The 14,315-nt window shown below is 54.4% G+C and carries 15 protein-coding genes; all 15 read right to left on the reverse strand.

The genetic code is table 11. The features are described 5' to 3' along the window. Positions 1-69 precede the first annotated feature (69 nt). The 15 genes from hmpA to SK3146_RS02105 all read right to left on the reverse strand — a co-directional run bounded on the left by hmpA (position 70) and on the right by SK3146_RS02105 (position 14,302). Positions 70-1,305, reverse strand: coding sequence for an NO-inducible flavohemoprotein (hmpA, locus tag SK3146_RS02035; protein ID WP_249863492.1), 1,236 nt, complete (start codon positions 1,303-1,305; stop codon positions 70-72). Positions 1,306-1,414: 109 nt separating this feature from the next. Beyond that, positions 1,415-1,789, reverse strand: a complete 375-nt coding sequence (locus SK3146_RS02040; protein ID WP_249863493.1) for a globin domain-containing protein — start codon at positions 1,787-1,789, stop codon at positions 1,415-1,417. 253 nt (positions 1,790-2,042) lie between these two features. After that, the gene (locus tag SK3146_RS02045; protein ID WP_249863494.1) at positions 2,043-2,957 is read right to left on the reverse strand and encodes an NAD(P)-dependent oxidoreductase; all 915 of its coding nucleotides are present in this window, start codon (positions 2,955-2,957) and stop codon (positions 2,043-2,045) included. A gap of 236 nt (positions 2,958-3,193) precedes the next feature. Continuing rightward, positions 3,194-3,745 (reverse strand): DinB family protein, encoded by a 552-nt coding sequence (locus SK3146_RS02050; protein ID WP_249863495.1) that lies wholly within the window; start codon positions 3,743-3,745, stop codon positions 3,194-3,196. A 208-nt stretch (positions 3,746-3,953) separates the two neighbouring features. After that, positions 3,954-5,351, reverse strand: coding sequence for a Fe-S cluster assembly protein SufB (sufB, locus tag SK3146_RS02055; protein ID WP_249863496.1), 1,398 nt, complete (start codon positions 5,349-5,351; stop codon positions 3,954-3,956). 60 nt (positions 5,352-5,411) lie between these two features. Beyond that, the gene (sufD, locus tag SK3146_RS02060) at positions 5,412-6,716 is read right to left on the reverse strand and encodes a Fe-S cluster assembly protein SufD (RefSeq protein ID WP_249866151.1); all 1,305 of its coding nucleotides are present in this window, start codon (positions 6,714-6,716) and stop codon (positions 5,412-5,414) included. Then, positions 6,713-7,510 carry a Fe-S cluster assembly ATPase SufC gene (sufC, locus tag SK3146_RS02065; RefSeq protein ID WP_249863497.1) on the reverse strand — a complete coding sequence of 266 codons (798 nt, stop codon included), beginning with the start codon at positions 7,508-7,510 and terminating at the stop codon, positions 6,713-6,715. The genes sufD and sufC overlap by 4 nt, the downstream gene beginning before the upstream one ends. After that, on the reverse strand, positions 7,503-7,742 hold the full coding sequence (locus tag SK3146_RS02070) for a nitroreductase family protein (protein WP_249863498.1): 240 nt from the start codon (positions 7,740-7,742) through the stop codon (positions 7,503-7,505). The genes sufC and SK3146_RS02070 overlap by 8 nt, the downstream gene beginning before the upstream one ends. Positions 7,743-8,029: 287 nt before the next feature. Then, positions 8,030-9,010: an AraC family transcriptional regulator gene (locus SK3146_RS02075; RefSeq protein WP_249863499.1), complete on the reverse strand. Its 981-nt coding sequence runs from the start codon at positions 9,008-9,010 to the stop codon at positions 8,030-8,032. A 110-nt stretch (positions 9,011-9,120) separates the two neighbouring features. After that, positions 9,121-9,867, reverse strand: a complete 747-nt coding sequence (locus SK3146_RS02080) for a sulfite exporter TauE/SafE family protein (RefSeq protein WP_249863500.1) — start codon at positions 9,865-9,867, stop codon at positions 9,121-9,123. Positions 9,868-10,515: 648 nt separating this feature from the next. Further along, positions 10,516-11,121, reverse strand: a complete 606-nt coding sequence (locus SK3146_RS02085; protein ID WP_249863501.1) for a TetR/AcrR family transcriptional regulator — start codon at positions 11,119-11,121, stop codon at positions 10,516-10,518. Between the two features lie 80 nt (positions 11,122-11,201). After that, the gene (locus SK3146_RS02090) at positions 11,202-11,810 is read right to left on the reverse strand and encodes a VC0807 family protein (protein WP_249863502.1); all 609 of its coding nucleotides are present in this window, start codon (positions 11,808-11,810) and stop codon (positions 11,202-11,204) included. Positions 11,811-12,102: 292 nt separating this feature from the next. Further along, a complete protein-coding gene (locus SK3146_RS02095; protein ID WP_249866152.1) occupies positions 12,103-12,795 on the reverse strand; it encodes an RraA family protein in 693 nt (230 codons plus the stop codon). Positions 12,796-12,816: 21 nt separating this feature from the next. Then, the gene (locus SK3146_RS02100; protein ID WP_249863503.1) at positions 12,817-13,995 is read right to left on the reverse strand and encodes a UxaA family hydrolase; all 1,179 of its coding nucleotides are present in this window, start codon (positions 13,993-13,995) and stop codon (positions 12,817-12,819) included. Further along, a complete protein-coding gene (locus SK3146_RS02105) occupies positions 13,952-14,302 on the reverse strand; it encodes a UxaA family hydrolase (RefSeq protein WP_249863504.1) in 351 nt (116 codons plus the stop codon). Before SK3146_RS02105 ends, SK3146_RS02100 begins: the two co-directional genes overlap by 44 nt. Between the last annotated feature and the right edge of the window lie 13 nt (positions 14,303-14,315).

Genomic DNA, 14,315 nt, shown 5'->3' on the forward strand with positions numbered 1-14,315 from the left:
GAAAAACGTCAAAAAAGCGAAAGCCGAAAACTGCTTCGGCGATCGCTTTCTTTCATAGGGCATTGCTTATTAGACTGCCGCAGGCTCGTTCTCCAAGCTGCCCGCAGGACCGAAAAATTCGTAATGAATGTCCGCCGCGGGCACTCCCCACTCCTTAAGCAGACTGTTGACCGTTCTCATGAACGGTACGGGACCGCAGAAATAATAGCTGGAATCTTTAACGGCAACGATCGATTGCAGCCATTGCAGATCGACATACCCTTCTTTATGGTAAGCTTGATCCGCTTTATCCTGCTCGGTTGGCCGATCGTAACACCAATATGCCGAAATTTGCGGATGCTCGGCCGCCAGCTCCTCTACTTCGCCTCTCAGCGCATGGACATCTCCGTTCTGCGCGGCATGGATAAACGTCACTTGACGCTGCGGATTCGTTGCGGCTAACGTCTTCAGCATACTGACCATCGGCGTAAGGCCGACTCCGCCGCTTATCAACGTTACCGGACGCGTATCCTGCTGGTCCAGAGTGAAATCGCCCGCCGGCGCCGAAATCATAAGGACGTCGTGCTCCTCTACTTTCTCGTGCAAATAGACGGAAACTTTGCCTGCCGGGCGATCCTTCAACGTATCCTCCCGCTTCACGGAAATGCGGTAGTACGGTTTGCCTGGCGCATCGGAAAGACTATATTGGCGGATATGCGTGTACGTTTCACCGGGAATATCCAGCTTCACGCTAATATACTGCCCCGGCAGGAAGCTTGCGATACGCCCGCCGTCCTGCGGCGCCAAGTAGAAGGAAGTGATCACGTCGCTTTCCCGCACTTTCTTGACGACCTGGAACGGTCTGAAGCCGGACCAGCCTCCTTCCTGCTTCTCCGCCTGATCGTACATCTCGGCTTCCACGCCGATGAACGCATCCGCGATCACCCCGTATGCTTCGGCCCAAGCTTGAATGATTTCGTCGGTGGCGGCATCGCCCAGCACATCTTTAATGGCGGCGAGCAGGGTTTGTCCGACAATCGGATAATGCTCCGCTTTAATGCCGAGACTTCTATGCTTATGCCCGATTTGCTTCACAACGGGAATGATCGCTCCCAGATTATCGATATGCTGCGCGGCTGCGTATACCGCATTGGCCAGGGCCGTTTGCTGTCTTCCCTGCTTCTGATTCGCGTGATTAAAAATATGGAGCAATTCCGGATGGTTCGTGAACAGCATTTCATAGAAGCGTTTGGTAATCGCCGTTCCGTGAACTTCCAGTACGGGCACGGTGGATTTAATAATTTGAATCGTTTTATCGTTTAACATAGGATCGTCTCTCCTCTGTATCTTTGATATGAGCTTATTATATACACGGCCGATCCTCCTTCTTGTGATTTGAATCACATTGAAATGCAACGATCTGTGACAACCGGGCTTAAGCTTCTTCCTCCTGATTGACAAAAAAATAGGCAGGGCCTTTCAAACGGTTTAAAATGACCGCCCGCATTTCCGGGGAAGGAACTACTTCCTCCAGTGTGCTCTGCATGCAAGATAGCCACGCCTCGGCGCGGACTCTTGTAATCGGAAAAGGCATATGCCGGGCTCGCATCATCGGATTACCGTGTCTTTCCGTATACAAGGAAGGGCCGCCGAAAAATTGCGTCAAAAATTGAAACTGCTTCTCCATCAAAGGCTCCATGTCCTCCGGAAATAGCGGGGCAAGCAGCGGATTCGCCAACACTTTCGGGTAGAACGTATTAACGATGTTCCGAATTGTCGTTTCCCCGCCGATATAATCGTACAATTCCATTTCGCCGATTCTCCTCTCCCTATCGTACTTTTATTTCCGACTCTCTTTCTACTATACAAAAATTCCCCCGGCCCTTAGTGATTGCCGTCACTTTTTTAGAAAATGATCAAACTCCCGCAGCAAAAAGAACGTAATTCCTATCGGCCGTTCTCCGCAGATGCAAGCAGCGCTGTCCCCCCTCCGAAAAAGCCAATAGCCCGTACCGCGCAACGGCAGTACAGGCTATCCCGGCAATATGTAATAGGCAGGCTTCCTATTTCCGCTCTCCGAGCGTGGCGCCTGTCCAAGCTTCATAGCATTTGGCAATAGCGCTCATGTCTTCCGCGCCCCAGCCGCTGTTGCAAGCGATTTGAAAAATTTGCTGTACGGACGCCTGCATCGGCACCGGAACTTGCAGCGACTCCGCCAACCGCCCGGCCAGCTTCAAGTCTTTGAACATCAGCTGCGTCATGAACTGGGCAGAGAAATCCCGCTCCAATATTTTGGGCCCTTTCATCTCGGCCATGCCGCTGCGTCCGCCGCCGCCGGCCAGCACTTCGAGGAACAGCTTAGGATCGCCGCCGGATTTTTGGACCATCGTCAAACTTTCCGCCAGTGCCGCCAAATTCGCCGCCACCAGCATGTTGTTGGCCAGCTTGGCGTTGGCTCCGGCGCCGCTTGCGCCCATGTATACCGCTTTTTTACCCATGGCATCGAACAGCGGCACGCAAGCTTCGTACGCCTCGCGCTCGCCGCCGACGATAAAAGTGAGAACGCCGTCAATAGCCTGCGGCTCGCTGCCTGTCACCGGAGCGTCCAGCATCGTTACCCCGCAGGAAGCTAACTGCTCCGCGAGTTTTTGACTCGTAACGGGATAGATGGTGCTGCAGTCGACGACAATGCGCGGCTTGCCGGTATCGGCGCTGCCTCGACATACCGAGAGAAGGCCCTGTTCGCCCAAATATACTTGCTCTACCGCCGCGTCGTCCGTCAGCATCGTGATCACGATCTCCGCCTGCGATGCGGCTTCCGCAGGGGAAGAAGCGAGTTGCACCGCGTCCAGCGCTTCGAAGTCCTTGGCCCTTTCGCGGCTGCGGTTATAAACGATCAACGGGAAGCCCGCTTTATGCAGGTTTAGCGCCATCGGCTTGCCCATCGTTCCAAGTCCGATAAATGCAATTTTCATCATAGATTCTACCTCCTGACAGTACTAATAACCTGCTTGACGCAAGAAACGATACCCATATCCGATTAATCCAAACGTCGCTTTTTATCCCGGAAAAAGGCTCCGGAAGCGGCTTTATTCATTCTATCAAAATATTCCTCGTAAAGGAACCTCTCTTCTATTTAGCCGGGAAACGCCAAACAAGCCGGCGCCGCGTTATAGCGGGCACTGGCTTGTCGTTCCTGCATTGAGACGTCTCCTTACTGGCACTCCGCGATAAAAGCCTGCAGCCGCTCCTTTTGCAGCAGATGATGGCGATAGTGCATCTCGACTAGGGCAAACCACTCCGCTGCGTTCAACCCGCCGAGCCGGGGATGGGCGATCTTGTAATGAGGCGAAGCCTCATTCATCGCAGGAGCCAGTTCCCCGGCTCGCCGCAATACGGCTTGCAGGCCGTCGACCAATTGCTGCTTGCTCTCCGCTTGCGAAGGGGTATACTGCGGAGAGGCCGGAACCTGAATGCGCATCGGCGGGAAGCCGCCCAGATTGAAGACGGCTTCTCCGACCTCGCTCTTGACCGGCATCTCCGTCTCCGCCGGATCGCCCTCCGCTTCGCTCCCTATTCGGCATTGCTCCGCATTCTTAAGCTGCATATAAAGCGCCGTCTGGATAAGGTGCACATACATTTGTCCGAGGGACCAAGCCTCTTCGCTCGGCTTTAGCTTCAGCTGATCCTCGCTGTAACCGTCCAGCTCTTCAATATAATAGTTCGTCCACTTCTCTAGATTCTGCATGATTTCGGTCGTGTTCATTTGGTTATGGCTCCTTTTTCGGTAGGTGATGTTCACAGTATACCAAAACGCTCCTGACAACTGTATGTCAGTTGACGGCAGTCCGGCAGAAATCCGACAAATGAAAAATGACCCCTCGCAAAAGGGGCCGTCGTACTAATGCATGATGATCATATCGGCTCGATTCGGCGCATACCTGCGCGGCATCATTTGCCGCCGAGCGCAAACCTTACCCGATGGACCCTTCCATCTCGAACTTGATCAGACGGTTCATCTCGACCGCATATTCCATCGGCAGCTCTTTCGTAAACGGCTCGATGAAGCCCATCACGATCATTTGCGTCGCTTCCGCTTCCGTTAATCCGCGGCTCATCAGGTAAAATAGCTGATCCTCCGACACCTTAGAAACAGTCGCTTCATGCTCCAAAGTCACGTTATCGTTCATGATCTCGTTATACGGAATCGTATCGCTTGTCGAGCGGTTGTCCAATATGAGCGTATCGCATTTCACATTCGCTTTTGCTCCTGCGGCATTTCTGCCGAAGGAAGCGATGCCGCGGTAGGTCACTTTGCCGCCGTGCTTGGAGATCGACTTCGATACGATCGTCGAGGTCGTATCCGGCGCCAAGTGAAGCATCTTCGCCCCGGCGTCCTGGTGCTGGCCTTTGCCGGCAACGGCGATGGAGAGAACCATCCCTTTTGCCCCGCGGCCCTTGAGCACAACCGCCGGGTATTTCATCGTTACCTTGGACCCGATATTGCCGTCGACCCATTCCATCGTCGCGTTCTCTTCGGCGATCGCCCGCTTGGTAACGAGATTGTAGATGTTCGGCGCCCAGTTCTGTATCGTCGTGTAGCGAACTCGCGCATTCTTCTTCACGACGATCTCGACGACCGCGCTGTGAAGCGAGTTCGTGCTGTATATCGGCGCCGTGCATCCTTCGACGTAATGAACGAAGCTGTCTTCGTCGGCGATGATCAGCGTACGCTCGAACTGCCCCATATTTTCGGAGTTGATGCGAAAGTAAGCCTGCAGCGGAATTTCGCATTTCACTCCTTTCGGAACATAGATGAAGCTGCCGCCCGACCATACCGCGCTGTTCAGCGCCGCAAACTTGTTATCCTTCGGCGGGACGACGGCGCTGAAATATTCCTTGAAAAGCTGCGGATGCTCGCGAAGCGCCGAGTCGGTATCCATGAAGATAACCCCTTGCTTCTCAAGATCCTCCTGCATATGGTGGTAAACGACTTCCGATTCGTATTGGGCGGACACCCCGGCCAGAAACTTCTGCTCCGCTTCCGGGATGCCGAGCTTGTCGAACGTAGCCTTAATTTCCTCCGGCACTTCCTCCCAAGTTTTGCCCTGCTTCTCGGACGGTTTAACATAGTACTGAATGTCATTGAAGTCCAATTCGTCCAGATTGCCGCCCCAGCGGGGGAGCGCCATCTTCTCAAACTCCTCCAGCGATTTCAAGCGGAACCTCAGCATCCAATCCGGCTCGCCCTTCATTTCCGAAATCGTGCGGATGATTTGCGGAGTAAGTCCTTTGCCCGATTGAAACACCGCTTTATGCTCGTCGCGGAATCCGTATTTGTACTCTTCCAGCTCAGGCATTATTTTCGCCATGACGATCCATCTCCTTATCCTTTTTACGATGTGCTTACAATGCGTCCCGGCACGATCTGGCTACCCCAGCTTCTTCACCAGAATGCGCTGCAGCTGATCGCGCATCCAATCCAGCGGAATTTCCGAGACGACCGGATGAAGGAAGCCGTAGATGATCAGCCGCTCCGCCTCGGTGCGCGATATGCCGCGCGACATCAAATAATATACCTGCTCGGCATTGACTCGGCCTACGCTTGCCGCATGGCCGGCCTTCACGTCGTCTTCATCGATCAGCAGAATCGGATTGGCGTCTCCGCGCGCCTTCGGGCTCAGCATCAATACCCGTTCCGTCTGCTCGCCGTTGGCATGCGTCGCTCCCTTCTCAATCTTCGTCACGCCGTTAATAATGGCGGTCGCTTCGTCCTTCATGACAGCGCGGGTGACCATACCGCTCTCCGAGGACCGGCCGATATGAACGGCGCCGGTCGTCACGCTCATTCGCTGCGACCCGGTTCCCACGCAGATGACCTTGGTGTCCGAGGTCGAGCCGCTGCCGCGAAGGATCGTCTTCGTATCGGACAGAACATGACCCTCGTGCATATCTCCGATCAGCCATTCAATACGCGCATCGTTCTCCAGAATAGCCCGGCGGTATGAAATATCGATCGCGGAGCTGTCCATATCATGAACGGCGGCGTATCGGACATGCGCCCCTGCTCCTGCGAACACTTCGACGGCCCCGTTATGAACAAGCGCCGCTTCCGTTCCCCCGAGAGACGAGGAGACGTTCTCCACGAAGGATACGCGGCTGTTTGCTTCCGCAATGATCAGAATATGCGGCGCGAACGTCGCCTCCCCGTCGTCGGCGGACAGAATCGCCTGCACGGGCTCTGCGACCGTCACATCCCGCGGCACGTACAGAAACGCGCCGCCGTTCCATAAGGCGGCATGCATCGCCGCCAGCTTGTGCTCGTCACGGGCGTAAGCGGTCATCAGATGTGAGCGAAGCAATTCTCCGTGCGTCCGGGCCGCTTCCTCCAGGCTCGACAGCACAACGCCTTGAGCCGCCCACTCTTCGGGCAGGCGCGTAAAGACGACGGAAGAGTTATGCTGCACGATCAGCGGCCCGGTCCCTGACGCGTCATACAATGAAGCGATGGCCGGGGGGAGCTGCGCAGCCGATGAGACGGTCTTGCCCGGGCGGTGGACGCCTTGCACGTCCAGCCTCCAGCGCCGGATCGGCGTCTTCTCCGGCTGGGGAAGCTGCAAGTCCGCGACTCGCGCCCCCGCTTCTTCCCGCCAGGCGACGAGCCAGTCCGGCTCGTTCTTGCCGCGGGCAATGGCGGCTGCGGCTTTGCAATCGAAAGAGGCGGCCGGGTTAGTCATGACAGGCATCCTCCCGTCTCCTCCTGCGTTTGTCCGACCGTCTCGTCGGCAATGCCCAGCTCTTCTTTGACCCAATCGTAGCCTTCCGCTTCCAGCCGTTCCGCCAGCTCCGGCCCGCCCGACTTCACAATGCGCCCCTGCATCATGACATGCACGAAATCGGGCCGAATGTAGTTCAACAGCCGCTGATAATGCGTGATGATCAGAAAGCTGCGCTCCTTATCCCGCATCGCATTGACGCCAGCCGCGACGATTTTGAGCGCGTCGATATCGAGACCGGAATCGATTTCGTCCAAAATGACAAGCTTCGGCTCCAGCATCATCATCTGCAAAATTTCGTTGCGCTTTTTCTCGCCGCCGGAGAAGCCCTCGTTCAAATAGCGGTGCATAAATTCGAAGCTCATGTCCAGCTCCTTCATCCGCGCTTCCATCAGCCGGATGAACTTGATGAGCGAAATTTCGCGGCCCTCTCCGCGCCGGACGTTGATCGCGCTGCGCAGGAAGTCGGCATTGGTAACCCCGGCGATTTCGCTCGGATACTGCATCGCCAGGAACAAGCCTGCGCGAGCGCGCTCGTCTACTCCCATCTCAAGCACGTTGTCGCCTTCCAAATAAACTTCTCCCTCCGTCACCTCGTACTTCGGATGTCCCATGATCGAAGAAGCGAGCGTGCTTTTGCCGGTCCCGTTCGGACCCATAATGGCATGCACCTGTCCCCCCTGAATAGACAGATCAAATCCCTTCAATATTTCTTTGCCTTCTATCGTCGACCTAAGTCCTCGAATCTCAAACAAATGAATCCGCCTCCGCTTCTGCTTTGTTTTTCTCGTACCACTCGGCAACAAGCCGGTACATAGGCTCGCTCGTCTCTTTGACAATTTCGACGAATCGCCGCGGTTCCCGCATTCCATGGTTTGGAGCCCACACGGCATCGTTCGCAATTTCAATGAGCGATTGCCTTGGAATGGGAGTATCGTTAAATCGATGAACCGTTGGCCGCTCTCTAATGGCATGGATTAATTCCATCGTTCTCTCCTCCGTATTTCGTCAAAATATCGAGAGGCCAAGCGATGCATCGGTATCTTTCGACCAGATACGCGATATCCCCGCCAGCCGCTACCATGATATTGATTATCATTTGCATTGGGTTTTTTTTCTACCTGTAAACGGATTTTTTTCGGCTGAAGACGGAGCAGCCTCAGTCTGCATACCATTTTCGCTGAGGCGCTCCGAGGTTTTCAGCCGCAACGCAAATAGCCGTTCGGCTTTCCAAAACGAAAGCGAACGGCTTTGCAATACCAAATCCCATCCTTCTATTGCTTTTGCAACTTTACATATTGAGCGGGCGTACACCCGTATTTTTTGTAAAATGCCGCCGAAAAATTGCTCGGATTGTTATAGCCTACGGCCGCCGCAGCCTCGCCGACATTCAATTGTTCGACCTGCATCAGCAACACGCCCTTCTCCAGGCGCCGATCCCTGACATATTCGAACACGGTCATGCCGAATAATTGTTTAAACCCTTTCTTAAGCTTGAACTCGTTCAATTCCGTTACGCGCGCCAGTTCTCTTAACGACAATGGATTTTCGAGCCGCTCGGCAATGATCCCCTTGGCGGCGTACAGCTTCTCTATATCGTGCTTTTTCAGAAAAGCCCCCGGCGGCGAATCCGGCGCTCTCGTATAAGGTTCCAAAACGAGCAAAATAATCTCCATAATCTTGCTTTCCATATGCAGTTTCTTTAACGAGCGCCGATAAGGCGAGCGGACGATTTCAGTAACCGCGCGCTTAAGCTCCACACAATCCTGCAAAGGGCTTATTCGCCCCATTTGGCCTTCCAACCAGTTCTCCACGCTCCGATAATCGTCGGTATGCTCAAAGTAACGAAGCATCTGCTCCGGCGACATACGTATCTCTACAAATTGATAGCGCTGTTTGGATTGTTTCACCAAACGGAAATCGCCGTCTTCCACCGAATACACATTGCCGGACTGCTCGGAGCTCTTGAATCGGTTGCCCCGATAATAGCAATCCGTGAGTCCGCTGAAACAATAGTTGATCTCCAGCACTTGCTTTTCATGGATGTACTGATCCCATTCTTCTTCCAAAACCATATCCGTAATAACCACTTCAACGCCCTGCCGGATTTTCAGCCGGGATATGCTTCCCTCGCCCAAAAGCGGAGAAAGAACAAGGTGCTGCTCCCCGCTGTCCTCCATCCCGCAATCGGCCACATAAGCGGAGAGCCCGTCAAAATAACCGTGGATAGTATCCGAGCGAATGATCTGCTCCATTGGTACGCCTCCGCCTCCTTTTCTATTTGCGAACCGCCGTCTGCGCGCCGTGCACGCTTGTCGCGTATTGGTTTATCGTATCACCGTTGAGAATCATTATCAACCGATACCTAACGGGGCAGCAGCAATAAGATGCCGAGCACGATAATAATGACGTATAGGCAGCTTTCGAATTTCTTGGCGGGAATACGCTTGTTCACATAAACGCCGAGCGCGGTGGCGCAAAGAATAGCGGGCAGCGAGTAGCCGTACATCACGAGCGCGTCCGCCGTCCATAACCCGCCCAGCGCATGGCCGGCAACGACAAGGACGCCGGATATGAGAAAATGGGCCTGCAGCGTGCCCCGAAACCGCTCCGGATGCCATCGCCGCAAAGTACCGTATACGACGACGGGCACTCCGTTGAAGTTATAGGCGCTGCCGAGCACTCCCGAGGCGAAGCCGAACGGCAGCACCCATCCGCGATCGTTGAGCAGCGGCCGCTCGATCGCGCTGGACAACGTTTTCTTCAGCAGGCAGTACCCGCCGTATACGATCAGAAACACTCCCAAGCCAAATGTAATGACAAAAGCCGGCGTGTAACGAAGCACGACCAGGCCGGCGGGAATGCCGATGACGGCGGCGGCCGCCAGCCGGATCAGCACGGCGCGGTCAATATGGCGCCAACCGCCGAATACGGTAAACAGAGCCACGGTCAGGCCGGCCAGCCCGATCAGGGACACCGAGGTTTGCAAAGGAATCGGAAGCATCGCAAGCAACGGCATGCTGACGATCGCTTCTCCGAAGCCGAATACGGCTCTCATCAAGGCGCCGATGAACACCGCAGCGATGACCAAGACGATAACCTCAGCCGTCATCGTGCCTGCCTCCCATTAGAATAAAATGCCTCATGCCGCCCAATCCGCCGTTGCGGATAACAAACCATTATTTTCAAATCAAGCCCTCCTTTTTTACATATGATATCACACGACAAATGCTGTTGAAATACGAATTTTAACGAGCAAAAACATCGTTTAAACGCCGCAAAATTCAACTGACAAGGTCACCTACATAAAATCACTTAAACTCGTTAAAACACCTTTTACAAACCTTAAAAAGGATGCTGTTCCATCCAAAAAATACGATAAATTAACTGGCAAGGGAGAGCCTTGACTTCATAGCCGATTCAGGCGCTTTGCGGAAAGCCTCGCGACGATAAACGCTATAACGAGAACAAATCCCCCAAAAGCCATCCATGCCGCTACGCGGCACCACAGACAATGGAAATGGGGTACCAAGAGTAATTTCCAGGGTAGTGACGTGATGCTCTGAAGCTTATTCCGTCCGCATCCAGCTTCAGCTGGATCGGCGTCTAACCCTTCCTCTGGGATCGTTCTATGGGTAGACATTACTTTTGGGGCAGACCCCGGATATCCACTGGATATGGCTGCGCATCATTTCCTAAACGACAAAAAAGCCCTTGGAACGCAAGGACTTAATGACGTTCTAAATTCGCTGAATGTGCTTCAATCTCTTCCTCCGCCAAGCGCATTCATCATAAATTGGAATATATCCCGGTCGCCGATCTCGCCGCCGTCGGGCGATACGATGTGCTGCACCTGCAGACCGTTTTTAAAAATGGCGAACATCCGTGCGGCCTTCTCCGCATCGACATGCTCCGGAATGGCGCCGTGCTGCTGCCCGACCTCAATCCACTTCTTGGATGTTTGAACAGCCGCCTCGTAATAACGGTTCAAGATGGCCGCTACGGCGGGCTTATCGTTTTGACTGAGCAGGTAGATAAAGATCAGATTGGCGGCGTTGTCCGTGCCCGCTACATGCCCAAGCCGTTCGGACAGCGTGTTCAGCGGACCTGCCAACCCCTCGCGCCCTTCTGGCGCCCGGGCAACGGATTCGAAAAACCGCTGGTTGGTCGTCTCCATGCCCGCTTCGAGAATCAGGCCGAACAATTCGTCTTTGCTTTTGACGTAGTGATAAATGGCGCCTTTAGTCAGCCCGCCCCGGTCGGCAATATCCTGGAGCGTCGTCGCCCGGCAGCCCTTTTCCAAAATCATCTGTTCCGCGATGTCCAGCAGCATCTTCAGACTGGCGTTCATCGATTTATCCTGCATATCGTTTACCTCCAATAGTTCTTTTACGCCGGTATTTTTGCATACTTTCAAAACAATCGCCAACCCTCGGTCCGAATGCTTTAGAACCTTGCGGCCGCTTCCCTTTTGACCCGTCTAACATAGCTGATATTCCACCAGATCGTCAAGGCGATAATCCCGTAAGTCGCAAACGGCGAAATAGCGAGGAACGTCGGGATGGACAGCGAGTATACCAGCGCAACCTTGACGCAAGCCTCCAGCAGCAGGCTGACTCCCCATACGGCCGTCATCAGGCGGAATGTCCGGCGGTAATTCGGCAATCTCTCCCATTTCTCATTCATTTGCGGATCATGTCCAGTGAATCTTTCGGCAAAATAATAAATGAGCGGGCGGGCCCAAAACAGCGACACCAGAAACAGCAAACCCATAATCCCGGTTACATAGGACTCTCTGAGCAAAATAAACCGCTCGTCGCCGCCCAGAAGAACGGCAACGACGCCGAGGATCAGGCCTAGGAAAATAAATCCGGAGAACACATCCGCTTTGCGCGTCTTGATCAGGCTGTACAGCGTGTCGCACAGCGGAACGAGAGCCGCGGCGGAGAGCGCCGTCAAGCTGCTCGTATGGGAAATCAGCAGTTGATAAATAGCATAAGGCAGTGCGATGTTCAGAAGCAATGTAATGATAATTTCTTTTTTAGTTTTATTCATAATGATTCTTCCCTTCATTCTTCTTTATCAACAAACCGTCGGTAGGTATCTTTAGTATACATACCTTCGGTAGGTATGTCAATGGGCTGACATTTCGAAGCGCTAATTTTTTTGGCATGACATGTTCAAGCTCTCTATAGCTTCAAAAAAGCCGCTCGACCTGCCCATATGAGAAAAAAAAGCCCCTTCGCTTCGTCTCGGAAGCGAAAGAGCCTGCTCTAATGAAGCGGAGCGGTGATGAACTTCCTGTTTTCTATGGTTAGCGCCAAGCTAAGCGCCCGATGCCGCTTGTCTAAAACCAGCCGTGCTTATAATAAGATTCCAGCGGGTGCATTCCGTTCATAACGTCGTTTCTTACGTGATTTTCCGTTGCGACGAGCGCTTCCGCGCGTTCCAGCGCCTGCAGGGCGATCTGCTTGGGGATGACGACGACGCCGTCTTTGTCGGCCGCAATAATGTCCATCGGATGCACGTCGACATTTTGAATCCGAATCGGCACGTTGTATTCCTTCAAGCACCAGCGCCCGACGATATCCGCCGGTGTCGTATAGAGATGAAATACGGGCAGCCCGAGCTTCTCGATGTAATCCACATCCCTCACCCCGCCGTAAATAACGGCGCCGACGCCGCCCCGAGCCTTGATGGTCGTGGAGGAGAGCTCGCCGAGATGGGAGCAGGCGCTGTCGTTAGGCTGACTTACGACCACATTGAATTTCTGCACGTCGCCCAGCATTTTGAGCATCGGCACGAAGACGACGTCCGCGTCCTCCGAATGCGTAGCCTCTCCTCGCACCGTAAGCGCCGTTCCGCATAATTTGGCATCGGCCGTCAAGCCTTTAAGTTCTTTCGGCAGCACTTGATGTTTATACCCTAACTGATCCAGCGCGTCGGAAATGGCTCCGGTATATATGCGTGAAAACCGTTCGATGATTTCCTCTATGGCGATATCCCCGTATAATCCGTTTTGCTCTTGTTCCTTCTGCATTCTATCCACTCGCTTTCCTCGTTATGATGTGTACATGTCGCAGGCTCTTCCCGGCTTGTAAGGAATCGCATATTCCTTGTGTCCGAGACGCTCTGCTTTCGTCCGCTCTCCGGCTGCGACGCGCTGAATGAGCTTCAGCAGCTCCGCGCCTACGTCTTCGATCGTATCCGTTCCTTCGATGATCCCGCCGGCGTTGATATCGATGTTATCGGCCATTTTGACGGCTGTCTGCGGATTGCCGCATATTTTGACGACCGGAGCGACAACGGAACCTACGACGCTGCCGCGGCCGGTCGTGAAGAGAAGCAGCTGCGCTCCCGAAGCAAGCAGCGTGACCAATCCGTCGCTGTCGTTTTCCTCGTACAATGTCAATGAGCTCGAATCGAGCAAGCCGACTTTGTCCAGAATATACAGGCCGGGCAGCTCCGGTCTTTGCGCGGGCTTCAATATGCCGCTGATCGGCTTCGTGCCCGCCTTGCATAGAGCGCCGAGCGACTTTTCCTCAATCGTCGTCAAGCCGCCTTCTTCGTTGCCGGCCGAAACCGCAAACGTGCGCAGCGCATTGCCGAGCGCCCGCGCCCGTTTCAATCCGTCCGTGAGCCGGGCTTTGACCGCCTCACCCGCTGCCCGCGAGAGCAAATAGTCGTTGCAGCCGAGCAGTTCGGGCAGCTCGCTGAAAATGACGGTCGCCCCCTGCTCGATCAGCCGGTCGACAGCCCAGCCGGCAGCGGGATTGGCCGACAAGCCGGAAGTCGCATCGGAGCCTCCGCACTCCACTCCGATAATGAGATCACCGAGCCCGATCGGTACCCGCCGATGCCGCTCGGCATCGCGAATCATGCGGGCCGCTATCGTCTTGCCCAGCTCGATGGAGGCGAGCGAACCGCCGGCCTCCTGAATTGCAATCAGTTCCACCGGCTTGCCGCTGACGGCGATTTGAGCTGCAAGCGCATTCACATCGGTGCTTTCGCATCCGAGACGAACGATGAGTACGCCCGCGACGTTCGGATGACGCCCAAGCTCCACGAGCATCCGAAATGCGTAAGTATCCTGATAGCACCCGGCAAAGCCGAACACCTCGGTACCCGGTACGCCTCGCGAAATCGTATCGGCTACATGATGCGCGCATTCTACGGTATAAATAACCGCGACATGATTACGTATGCCGATTCTTCCATCCGCTCTTTTGAACCCCATCATGTTCATTGTCACCTCCTTCCTGCTGCATGCTGCGCAAATTATGCAAATGAATGTGTGCTCCTGCCGGAATATCGGACATTGCGATTCCTATCGGAACGCCGAATTTGAGCACGAATTGTCCGGCAGGAATCAAAGTGAGAGCGAACTTATGTCCGAACGGAATCGTGTCCTGCAATATAACGGACGGACCGCCTCCGGTTTCGTCCGGTGTCACCTCCGAGCCTTGGCGCAGCACGGCGAGCGCGGTCGCCGTATTATCTTTGGCGGACAAAACGAGCAGTCTTCTGGCTTGCGTGCGCTCTTGCATGTCAACCCTCCTT

Source organism: Paenibacillus konkukensis (genome assembly GCF_023523925.1).
Taxonomy (GTDB): domain Bacteria; phylum Bacillota; class Bacilli; order Paenibacillales; family NBRC-103111; genus Paenibacillus_S; species Paenibacillus_S doosanensis.